Origin of the sequence: Clostridium sp. YIM B02500, assembly GCF_022324665.1 — a bacterium.
Lineage (GTDB): Bacteria > Bacillota > Clostridia > Clostridiales > Clostridiaceae > Clostridium > Clostridium beijerinckii.
This window is the reverse complement of sequence record NZ_JAKGTE010000005.1, coordinates 119,978-131,406: the sequence shown is the minus strand read 5'-3', so window position 1 is coordinate 131,406 and position 11,429 is coordinate 119,978. Positions and strand designations below refer to the sequence as shown.

Sequence of the window (11,429 nt, the reverse complement as noted above, 5' to 3'; positions counted from 1 at the left end):
GCTATTTTATATAATTATTATTTCATGAATTTACTTACATCTTCGCTCACTTTAACAGAAGAATTTTTTGATACAATAATATTTTTTATTACTCTAAAATCCTCTGCACTATACGACATAGGATTAATTAAGTACGTGTCCTCTGCAGAATTTTTATTCTTCTTCTTATCATTTTTATAAAAGCTAATTATAAAAAAATCTTTTCTCTTATTTTTAGGCTCATTTCCTTTACCTATAAGAATAGCTTTTATATTACTATACTTAATCGATTTTATTAGATCATTGTTTTTATAGAATTCTATTGCATCCTCTTTAATTAATATATCTTGACTATACTCCACTAAAACTGAAAGTGCAGTAACTATTCCTGCAAAAAAAAGCACCCACATAGGAGCACTTTTTAATCCTCCTTGTAACGCTCCAAAGATTATTCCTATAATTATCTCTATTATTGCAACTCCTATCATTACACCATTTTTCTTCTTTAACACAATAGGAAATTTTGCGTTTTCCAATGCTAATTCCTCCTTAAAATTACTATAATATATAGACAGACTAAGTTAGACCTAAACTTATGCACATAGCTTATAATTGGTTTATCTATATATGTTTGAGAATATATAATTTAAACTTATATCATAACTTACTAAAATTATAAACACGTTTAGCTAATAAGTTAAATCTTTAGATTTGTTATCTACAAATCACATTCAATATTATTATAAGCTAAGTATTAGTCCAAGACTATAATATAGAAAACAAATAACAATATATAATTAATTTAAAATTACACATATTTTTTATATTCAATATATATATCTTATGTTAATAAATATTATACATTATATATGCAATCTTTTTCAATACTTGTTAATATTATTCCTTAGTCATTTATTAATCCCTTAATCACCAAAAAATTAAACGTATCAAAACCTCATATGAGCACAAAATATAAAAAAAGGAGGTGTATCATATGCCACGTAAAGATGGACCACACAAACCAGGATCAAGCAATCCAATGCAAAAAGGTGTAAGAAGAAGAAGACTTCATGCTAACCAAGATAATGTGGGCGATCCAAAAAATAGGCCCGAATACGAAAATTTTGATGGAGAACCAGTAGAATAAAAGTACATAAGAGATACTTACTTTAATTGAATTCTTAGTAAGTATCTCTTATTATAATTAATCATTTTTGCATTGCTACATCTTTGGATAAATTATTTTATTTACTGTTTCTGTAATCAATTCTTTTTCTTTAGCTGATTTTTCTATGATACTATCTAATTCACTATCAAGTTTCTCAAAAAATTCTTCATTCCTAAGCCCATTTAGATTTACTTTAACATTTATTATGGAACTTTCTATAGCACAATGTAGTAAAATTGCTGAAATTGCTAAATCTGATAGCAACATCTTATTTCCATACTTCGCCATAACATTAAGGTTCTTATAAAATTCTAAGCTTTCTCTAGCTAAAATTAAAGGCGCTTCCATAGACTTTATAGTATTCTCTTTTATAGCCAATTTTCTCTTTTCTTTTTCATCTTCAGTATCTTTAGGCAACTTATAAGAATCCATTAACTTCAAAAAGTTTTCTCTATCTTCTTCCATAAGTTCTAAGCTCCTTACAGTGAACTCTTTAGATTCCTTTTGAAATTTTATTATACTTTCTTTTTCATCCTCTTGAAGACTCATATATGCTTTTTTGTCTACTGTCAGAGAATAAACCATAGAATTCAATGCACCAGATAATGCTGCAATAAGACCCGCTACACTCCCGCCACCTGGAGCTGGCAAATCTGATTCTAATTCACCTAAAAATTGTTTTATAGTTTCATCACAAAATTTCATACAATGTTATTCCCCTATCTATAATCGTATTTTTTGTCTTCCTTATTGCTTAAACCTAATCAATATTTTTATTATCTAAAATCGAGACTAGATACCCTAAGTATATCCAAAATATCATTGAAATAAAACTTATTGTGTATATTAATACACTTTCAAATAAATTTACTGCAAGAATCCCCGCTATAATTGATGTTATTATTGTCATCTGGTTTTTTTCTCTTCTGTTTAACTTATCTAGATGTTGTATTATAAACACCAAGATCATTGCTATGAACATAAGAAATAGTAGTAACGAAATAAGTCCATTTACCGCGGCTATTTGCACATATATATTATGCATCCCTCCAAGTTCAATTCCAGGTAAATAACTTCCTATTCTTGCATTTCTAACCGCTTCTATAAGATTACTATTTCCTACACCAGTCAAAGGATTTTTTTCTATTACTACAGATGCTGAAGTCCAAATAATATTCCTCTCTGTTGTAAAAGCCTCCAAATGACTTTTAACCATTTCAAAAAATACTCCACAAAAAAGTATTGGTACTAAAACAAGTGCCACTCTAATATATTTATTTTTACTGTATATAAATATAGATAGATATATTACAGCTATTATCACCAAATATGCACTTCTTCCATGTGAACCAATCATAGTTACTGCCTGTAATATTATATTTCCCATCCACAACATCTTAAGCTTATGACTTCTTGATATATAATTGAGATATACACACATAACTATAGATAATGAAGTTGCTATAGAAAGAGCATTTTCATTTTCAAAGACTCCCTTTGTGCTTCCAAATACCACTTGTCCGATTTCTATATTTATTCCCGAATATCTCATTGCCAGTGATATAATAGAAGCAGCCATCATAAAGATTACATAAGAATAAGTAATTATGTTCAGCTCTTTAATAAGCTTCTTTTTTGCTCTAAATACATCAACAGTAAATATTACCACAAATATAATTAAATTAACAATCCAATCTTTAATGTTATTAACACTTCTATAGATAAAAATGTTAAATATTAAAGTCACTATCATAAATAATGCCAATGGAATATCAAATTTATAAATTTTTCTTCTCTTATATCCTTCGATAACCATGAATAAAATTAAAAGCATACCCCAAGCTATTGTTATATTGCTTAGAATTTTTATTCCTGGCACATCTTTGAGCATAGTTACAAATGTTAGGCTTACGAATAAGTACAATAACTTAAAATAAAATTTATTATCTAAGAAATCATATATATTTTTAATTGCTTCTCTCATATACTTTTTTATACACTCCTTTTAGCTTTTCAACTAATACTTTTTCTGAATAGCTAAAAATTGTTTGTTCTCTAATTTTATATTTATCATACATTTTATGATTTTCTTTTATTTTTCTTAATGCTTCGGCTAAATCCTCCACATCATTCTTTTTAGCTATTATTCCATTATCTTCTTTTATAATATCTTCTGCGCCACCATTATCAGCTCCAATTACCGGCTTTCCACATGCAAGCGCTTCAATGTATACAACTCCAAATGTCTCATGTTCAGATGGTAATGCAAATGCATCACATTCCTTCATTTCCTTCGAAACTTCCTCCCTCGATAAAGCTCCTAGAAGTATTACCTGCTTTTCAATATTCAATTCTTTAATAAGTGATTCCAATGATGGTTTAAGGGTTCCGTCTCCACCAATTCTTAAGCTTACATTTTCATTTTTGAAAACTCTAGAAAAAGCTTTAATTAAACATTCAATTCCCTTTCCTTCTTCAAGAAAAGCACATGAAAAAAATTTAAAATCTTCATCTATATTAGCACTCTTTTTAATATTTTCATCCACAGAAAATAGATTCAAATCTACCATATTGTGAATAACTTCGATAGGTTTATTTACATATTCTTGAATTTCTCTTTTTAATCCAGACCCAACTGCAATCAAATAATCCGAATTCTCATAAGCATTGTAAATATATTTTTTATAACTTTCTCTAGCATACTTTGCATACTTAAGAGATGAATGTTCTGTTAATACTAATGGAACATTATATTTCTTACTTATATATAAAGCAGCTATTCCCCCCCAAAAAGCTGAATGAGCATGGATAATATCAACCTTTCCTTCATTTTTAACAATTTCTTGGTACATCTTATCCATTCTTTTATTGAAACTCTTAAACATTAATGGACTTTTAGGTAAATAATTATAATCTTTATATCTATAAGTTCTAAGGTTATCTTCTATATTAAAATTTATGCCTCTCTTTTCATGAATTTTTCCAAACATAGTAATAGGCCAAATTTCATTGTATGCAACAGTAATCTTCTCTCCATTATTTGAAAGAGCTTTAAACTGTTCCTTAAAAAAGCTTCCATGAACCTCGTTTCTTGGAGATGAATACCAAGATGGAATAACCATTATGTGCATTTATTCACTTCCTTCTAATATATTGTTTAGCCTTTCCACAATTGAATTCCATTCATAATTAACATCTGGTTCACAATATATCTCATTATTTTTATGAATTTCTATTAATTTATAGATATGATTTTTTATTTCTTTACTATTATTCTCAGTTACAACACATTTTCTATGATTTTCTACCACTCTTTTAATCGGATCATCTTTATCCCCATAAATAACAAATATCCTACCCTTTGCCCCAAAATAGTCATAAATCTTAGCTGGTATTTGCTTTGAGTTTTTATTACCAAATAAGAGTAAAACCTCTCCATTTAACATGTATTTAAGTGCCTCATCAAATGGTATTCTAGGCGATACATTCGCTATCTCCAAGTTTTGAAGTTTCTTCCTAGCTTCTATATCATCTATATTTCCAAAAAACAACACATTTAACTGATTATATATTTCTAAGTTCTCTGTTTTTATTTCTTCAAGTGCTTTTACAAAAGGTCCTATATCTCTAAGCTTAGAAAATATTTCTCCTGTATATATTATGTTAAGTTTATCTTTCTTTATCAGCTTAGGCGCTTTCTCATGTAATAATTTATCGTATAATTTCGCATCAAAACCTCTATTTAATATAAAAGTCTTACTATTATCTAAAATATTATAATCTTTTAAATATTCATCTCTATTGGCATCAGTCACAAATATAAATTTATCTGCCAGATTAACAATATCTCTTTCCATATTCTTTTCTAAAACCTTTTTTACAATAAAAGATTTTTCTCTTGTTGAATCTTTAAGCCATGGATCACTCCAGTAAGTAATCCATGGTACGCTTGGATACTGCTTTTTTATATAATAAGCACATAAATGTGAAGATGGCGGCTCATGCATAGAAAATATAACATCAAATTTTTCTTTCTCCATTAACTCTATTCCATATTTTCCTGCTTTTCTTGCCCATGAATAATACATATCTGGTATTGCTAATGCATTTTTTATTTTCCGTAATACTTTTCTTCTATTAGTATTTCCTATTTTTGAAGGCGAATTATTGTAGCTTTCACTATTTCTTGGCATAAACTTTTTAAAGATAAGTCCACCATCAATAATATGCGTTTTGATTTTATCATTCATCATAGAGCGTAATACTTCATCATAATATATTGAATCTTTAGGAAAATTAACAGTTAGAAGATGCACTTCATTATCATTAATCTCACTTAACTTATTTAGATATTGTAAAGTTTCAATAGCTGCTGAATTATTTATCAATGGTGAATAGCAGGCAATAAATAATATCTTCATATACCATCCTCCTATCTTTTTATCTTTTTTAAAATTAATTCTTTTATTTCCACTAGTTCTTCAACCTTGAATAAATAACATAAACCAAGATATATAGCTACTCCAATACTCACTCCAAGTAATAGGATTGTAATTGAATTAAATTTATTTTTGAAGTAAATTAATAACGTTAAAAGTACCGCTCCCATGATTATTGAATTCATTATTATTATACTTACTTTTTTTAATATCTCTGTTATGTTAAAGTTTTTTTCTAATTTAATTATATTTATAAATAAGAGTACCGATGTTACTATCATAGCTATAACTGAAGCTAATGCTATTCCCATAATCCCAATATACTTAGATAAAGTTACGCTAAATATTATGTTAATGACAACACCAATTATACCATTTATTGCTGTTACTTTTGTTTTTCCGCTAGAGAATAAAGTTGAATTCAAAATATCTCTTACTCCTGTAAAAAATATTCCCGCTCCGTATCCTAACAATGCAAGTGTTGTAATATTTATTGCATAACCAGTAAACTCGCCCCTAGCATATACAATTGTTATTATATCTCTACTAAATATCATAACTCCAACACTAATTGGAATTAATAATATAGATAAATATATAATTGATTTTTTTAAAATCTCTAAAAACCCAGACACATCTCCTCTATTTCTCATATTAGCCATAAGAGGATATGCTACGCTGGTAACTGATGTTGTTATAATTGCATTTATAAAAACAATTAACTTCTGCGCATAATTTAAAGCTGAGACTGAACCATCTGGCAGCTTCAACGCAATATACTGATCAACGGCCATATTTAACGAGTTCGCTCCTGCTCCTATAATTACTGGAAGAATCAATACCATAATTGCCTTTAATCTATCATCTTTAAAGTTTATAAAAAGTTTATATTTATACTCATGTGTAATCAACGATGGTACCTGAACTGCTACTCTGAAAAAATTCCCTATTACATTGGCAATGGTCAATCCTAAAATATCATAATTCCTAAACAACAATAAATATAATATCATAGGCAAATTAAAAAACAATCCTAAAATTGACGGAATTACAAAATCTTCATTTACTTGTAATAATGCGGTAAAACATGCATTAACCGATAAAAATAATATATTCACAAGTGTAATCCTTAATAACTTTATTGCAATTAGTCCTGTTTCCTCAGCTGGCCCCAGTATATGGACTATTTCTTTCGAAAAAAGGCTTGTTATGACAAAAAGAAAGAATGATATAATAAAAAGTATGTTTATTATATTGTTTGCAAAATCGTACATCTCTTTTTGTCCCTTTTCAGCTCGAACTTTACTAAGCATTGGTAAAAATGCAGTTGAAATTGCAAGTCCAACTAAAGTAAATATTGTTTCTGGTATAGACACTGCAATATTATAAGCATCAGTATATATTCCAGCACCAAAATTTTTAGCAATAAGCATGTCTCTGGCAAAACCTAAAAATCTACTAATCAATGATACTATCATTATTACAAATGTAGATTTTATTAAGCTACTTTTTTGTTTCATTTAATCACCTATTTATTTCTGTGTTATAATGTTCAGCTTTTCTATTAAACACTAATCTGCTTATTCCTATATTTTAATACTAACAATAAAAACTTAGGAATAGCCATTAATCTCTTTATTCTAAAAGGTTCTTTCGCAACTCTGTATAACCATTCTAAGCCTATAGATATCATCCATTTGGGTGCCCTTTTGAGCTCACCTGCAAATATATCAAAAACACCACCAACACCCATAAAAATATGCACATTTGAATTTCCAATAATTTTTTCAATAAATATCTCTTGCCTTGGGGAACCCATTGCAACAAAAACAGCCCATGGATTCCCACTTTTTACATCTTCAATTATATCACTACAATTATTTAAATCAAAAAAACCATTATGAAAACCAGATATCTTTAGTTTAGGAAACTCATTCTTTATATTTTCAACACATTTTTTAATAGTTTCCTCTTTCGAGCCCAATAAATATATAGATCTTTCTTCTAAATTTGCTTTAATTAATATCTCTCTAAATATATCTATTCCTGCTATCTTTTCTTTAACAGGTTTTCTTAATATCTTTGAGGCAATAACAGTTCCAACTCCATCTGGTATAATAATTGAACTCTCGCTTTTAAAATTCTTTTTAAGCTCAAGATTATTTAATCCATTAAAGAGAACTTCTGGATTTCCAGATATTATATTTACCTTTTCAAAATTTTCAATATAGTTCATTAACGCATTTTTATCCCTATTAAAAATATTAAAATCAAGTATTTTTGTAAACATATTTATCTCCTAAATCTTAGGCAATATATCGTATAGAATTTACAATTATTAATTAAAGTCTGATAACAAATAACAAACTATGTTAACCAAAATTCAAAATTGAAAAATATACATTGCCATGTTTATTTTATAGTTCTATTTAACATTTGATCTATCTCTATTACTATATCATCTTCTGGAGCTATTTTCTTTGCAAGTTCTAAATGAATTTTTGCTTGCTCTTTGTCTCCTAAGTTTATATAGCACATTACTATATTAGTACAGATTTCAACTTCCTTAGAAGCTTCAAAGGCTTTTCTAAAATATTTTATAGCTTCTTCATATTCACCAATACATGCATAATTCATTCCAAGTTCATTAACTGTTTCAAGACTTCCTGATTCTATAGTAAGACTTTTATTCAAGTAATGAATAGCTTTATTATAGTTTTCAATTCTTCTATACCCAACACCTAGATAGTAATAAACTAAAGGATTTTCATTAAATTCTTCACTTAGTGGCAATAACAATTCTATTGCTTTCTTAGGTTCATCTTTTAAATATTCAACCGCTTTCTCAAAGTGACTTATATTAGTAATATCCCCTATTATCTTATCAATTTCATCCGTTTTTTTACCACCCTTATTTATATACTCATTTATTTCCACTTCTGCACCTTTATAATCACCATCATCTTTAAGTATTAATGCATTATACAGATGTGGTTCTGGCGATTTTTCAAACTTTTCCTTAAATTCTTCAATATCTTCTAATAAAATTTCCGAAAATCCAGAATCTTTTTCTCTTATTGTCTCTCCTATCGCTAGAAGTTTAGTTAAAATTTCTTCTTCTCTTGTATACCTATAAAGACCTTTTAGCAGAAGATAAGCATCTTCTAATCTATCTTTTTTTATTCTATCTGCAATAAGACTCTTCACACATTCTTCTGCATCTGGTATATAAGATAGAATTGTTCCATAATCATCATTATATTTAACATTTTTATCTGCTCCAAAAGTAATAAATATACCCTCCACAAAGTAATATATAGGCAGATTACTTAATTTAACTTCATCATTAACATTGGATACAACATAATCCGAACTTATAGGTAAATACAAATCATCATTCTTAAAGTTAATACCTTGTGGTATATTAAGGCTTCTTTTAAACCCTTCTTTATTCATTTCTAAAAATAATAGCTTACTTAATTTATCTTTATACATTGTCTTGTAATTACTCATTTTACACCTCTTGTTTAAATCTCACTTTATAGATATCCAACTCTAGAACTTTATATAGTAACTTAGTAAATATGTTCATCTAATAAGTCTAAGTTATATGCTAAAGATCTAGTAAATATGTTTACCTAATAAGTCAAATATTTAATTATCATTATCAATACTTAATCAATTTATAATTCTAAAATTGAGAATGCACAATTATTGAGCAGATTTCCCAGGAAATTTGTAGTAATACAATTCTATAAATTTCTTAAAAGAATTTATTTCTTAATTGTGCAGTATACATTAATTTTATCAATTGCTTAAGTATTCATTAATAATAATTTGGAGACATTCACTTTTTGATTTCATAATTAAAGAAATTGCTATCACCAAAAGATGATAGCAATTTATAAGGAAACTCGACTCACATTCGTTCGCTGAGTACTCACAGAGTAAGCGACCATCATCAAATCACAGATTTGGCTGTCTGCTTAACTGATTCACACAAAATCTGAGATTTTGGCTCTCTACCTATGGAAACTTAGCTTAATTGTGAATTAATTATTTCCATTACTTTTTCTTTAAATGTAGCAATATCTTTCTCAGCATTGTCTAAGCTGTTGCTCTTAACTGCTAAATAAACTTTCATCTTTGGCTCTGTTCCTGATGGTCTTACTACAAAATATGAACCATCCTCTAAAATGTACTTTAATACATTTGACTTAGGTAAGTCAATAGGAGCCTTAGTGTTATTTACAGTGTTTTCCTCAACACTTAATTTGTAATCTAATCTTGTAACGATTTTCACACCATTAACTTCACTTGCTGGATTATTTCTTAATGCTTCAATGCAGTTTGCTATCTTCTCTTGACCTTCTTTTCCTTTTAGTTCTAATGATACAAGAGTTTCTTTAAAATATCCATACTTTTCATATAAATCTATTAATGCATCATAAAGACTCTTGCCTTGTTCTTTATAATATAAGCACATTTCACATACCAACATTGCTGCAATAACAGCATCTTTATCTCGTACAAAGTTTCCAGCAAGATATCCATAGCTTTCTTCAAATCCGAAAATATAATTTCTATCTCCTGCATCTTCAAATTCTCTTATTTTTTCCCCAATGTATTTAAATCCTGTTAATACATCCATAAGCTCAATATCAAAATCTTCAGCAATACTTCTAGCACCTTCTGTTGTTACTATTGTTTTAATTACAACACCATTTTGTGGCAATTTATTAGTTTCTTTCATTGAACTTAATATATAATTAGTTAATAATAATCCTGTTTGGTTACCAGTTAATACCTTGTATTCTCCAGTGCTATCTTTAACTACAAGACCTATTCTATCGCAATCTGGATCAGTTCCAAAAATTATATCTGGATTTTCTGTTTTAGCCATCTTTAATGCTAATTCAAATACATCCGGATTTTCTGGATTAGGATACGATGCTGTTGGGAAATTTCCATCTGGAGCTTCTTGTTCCTTAACAACTTTAACATTACTATAGCCTAATTCTTTTAATACGGTTCTTACTGGAACATTACCAGAACCATGAATTGGAGTATATATTACATTTAAATTACTAGCTTTTTCCTTAACTAAATCTGTCCTTATAGTTAATCCCTTAACTTTTTCATAGTAGATCTTATCTACATCTTCTCCAATATATTTTAATAGCCCTTTCTCTAAGGCAACATTTTCATCTATGCTTTTAATCTTTGAGAAATCATCTACCGCTTTAACAGAGTTAATTATCATTTTTGCTTTTTCATCTGTTACTTGGCCGCCAAATTCATCATAAACTTTATATCCATTATAAATTTTCGGATTATGTGATGCAGTAATTACTATACCACCATTACATTTTAACTCTCTAACTGTAAAAGACAATACAGGAGTTGGTCTTAAACTTTCATATAAATATACTTTTATATTATTTGCACATAAGTTAAGTGCAGCTGCTTTTGCAAATTCCTTAGACATATTTCTTGAATCATATGCAATTGCAACTGAAGGATCTTTAAAATTATCATTTAAGTAATTAGCAAATCCCTGAGTAGATTGAGCAACAGTATATATATTCATTCTATTGCTTCCTGCACCTATTACCCCTCTTAATCCACCAGTCCCAAAATCTAAATCTTGGTAAAATCTATCTTCAATCTCCTTTTCGTCAGATATGCTCTTTAATTCATTCTTAGTTTCCTCATTAATAAAGTCAGAGTTAATCCACACGTTATACTTTTCCTTATAATTCATTTTCTGATCCCCTCTCTGTGTTTTTCTCCTATACATTATACAATATTTATCCATAATATAAAAACACTTTTATATATTT

10 protein-coding genes are annotated in these 11,429 nt (G+C 28.2%); 1 reads left to right on the top strand and 9 read right to left on the bottom strand.

Annotated features, from left to right (window positions below; all coding sequences use genetic code 11):
• Window positions 1–17: 17 nt before the first annotated feature.
• The gene (locus L1S46_RS05875; protein WP_238899502.1) at window positions 18–515 is read right to left on the bottom strand and encodes a hypothetical protein; all 498 of its coding nucleotides are present in this window, start codon (window positions 513–515) and stop codon (window positions 18–20) included.
• Between the two features lie 458 nt (window positions 516–973).
• On the opposite strand from L1S46_RS05875, the gene L1S46_RS05870 reads away from it, so the two are divergent.
• Window positions 974–1,126, top strand: a complete 153-nt coding sequence (locus L1S46_RS05870) for a clostri-philic family protein (RefSeq protein ID WP_011968334.1) — start codon at window positions 974–976, stop codon at window positions 1,124–1,126.
• Between the two features lie 75 nt (window positions 1,127–1,201).
• On the opposite strand, the gene L1S46_RS05865 is transcribed toward L1S46_RS05870, so the two are convergent.
• From L1S46_RS05865 to L1S46_RS05830, 8 genes are all read right to left on the bottom strand, one after another.
• Window positions 1,202–1,852, bottom strand: a complete 651-nt coding sequence (locus tag L1S46_RS05865; RefSeq protein WP_238899501.1) for a cyclodeaminase/cyclohydrolase family protein — start codon at window positions 1,850–1,852, stop codon at window positions 1,202–1,204.
• A 55-nt stretch (window positions 1,853–1,907) separates the two neighbouring features.
• Window positions 1,908–3,131, bottom strand: a complete 1,224-nt coding sequence (locus L1S46_RS05860) for an O-antigen ligase family protein (protein ID WP_238860665.1) — start codon at window positions 3,129–3,131, stop codon at window positions 1,908–1,910.
• Window positions 3,115–4,278, bottom strand: a complete 1,164-nt coding sequence (locus tag L1S46_RS05855) for a glycosyltransferase (RefSeq protein WP_238899500.1) — start codon at window positions 4,276–4,278, stop codon at window positions 3,115–3,117. The genes L1S46_RS05860 and L1S46_RS05855 overlap by 17 nt, the downstream gene beginning before the upstream one ends.
• Window positions 4,279–5,568: a glycosyl transferase group 1 gene (locus L1S46_RS05850; protein ID WP_238899499.1), complete on the bottom strand. Its 1,290-nt coding sequence runs from the start codon at window positions 5,566–5,568 to the stop codon at window positions 4,279–4,281.
• Window positions 5,569–5,579: 11 nt separating this feature from the next.
• Entirely contained in the window at window positions 5,580–7,106 is a 1,527-nt protein-coding gene (gene murJ / locus L1S46_RS05845) for a murein biosynthesis integral membrane protein MurJ (RefSeq protein WP_238899498.1), read from the bottom strand.
• A gap of 44 nt (window positions 7,107–7,150) precedes the next feature.
• Complete coding sequence (locus L1S46_RS05840; protein WP_238899497.1) at window positions 7,151–7,876, bottom strand: WecB/TagA/CpsF family glycosyltransferase; 726 nt, start codon at window positions 7,874–7,876, stop codon at window positions 7,151–7,153.
• A gap of 122 nt (window positions 7,877–7,998) precedes the next feature.
• Entirely contained in the window at window positions 7,999–9,099 is a 1,101-nt protein-coding gene (locus L1S46_RS05835) for a tetratricopeptide repeat protein (RefSeq protein WP_238899496.1), read from the bottom strand.
• A 523-nt stretch (window positions 9,100–9,622) separates the two neighbouring features.
• Window positions 9,623–11,350: a phospho-sugar mutase gene (locus L1S46_RS05830; RefSeq protein WP_077855665.1), complete on the bottom strand. Its 1,728-nt coding sequence runs from the start codon at window positions 11,348–11,350 to the stop codon at window positions 9,623–9,625.
• Window positions 11,351–11,429: the final 79 nt, after the last annotated feature.

What these genes read in the sequence shown, in the direction of transcription:
- L1S46_RS05840 (WP_238899497.1), bottom strand. Translation starts at nt 7,876, where the DNA reads ATGTTTACAAAAATACTTGATTTTAATATTTTTAATAGGGATAAAAAT.
- L1S46_RS05835 (WP_238899496.1), bottom strand. Translation starts at nt 9,099, where the DNA reads ATGAGTAATTACAAGACAATGTATAAAGATAAATTAAGTAAGCTATTA.
- L1S46_RS05850 (WP_238899499.1), bottom strand. Translation starts at nt 5,568, where the DNA reads ATGAAGATATTATTTATTGCCTGCTATTCACCATTGATAAATAATTCA.
- L1S46_RS05830 (WP_077855665.1), bottom strand. Translation starts at nt 11,350, where the DNA reads ATGAATTATAAGGAAAAGTATAACGTGTGGATTAACTCTGACTTTATT.
- L1S46_RS05860 (WP_238860665.1), bottom strand. Translation starts at nt 3,131, where the DNA reads ATGAGAGAAGCAATTAAAAATATATATGATTTCTTAGATAATAAATTT.
- murJ (WP_238899498.1), bottom strand. Translation starts at nt 7,106, where the DNA reads ATGAAACAAAAAAGTAGCTTAATAAAATCTACATTTGTAATAATGATA.
- L1S46_RS05870 (WP_011968334.1), top strand. Translation starts at nt 974, where the DNA reads ATGCCACGTAAAGATGGACCACACAAACCAGGATCAAGCAATCCAATG.
- L1S46_RS05855 (WP_238899500.1), bottom strand. Translation starts at nt 4,278, where the DNA reads ATGCACATAATGGTTATTCCATCTTGGTATTCATCTCCAAGAAACGAG.
- L1S46_RS05865 (WP_238899501.1), bottom strand. Translation starts at nt 1,852, where the DNA reads ATGAAATTTTGTGATGAAACTATAAAACAATTTTTAGGTGAATTAGAA.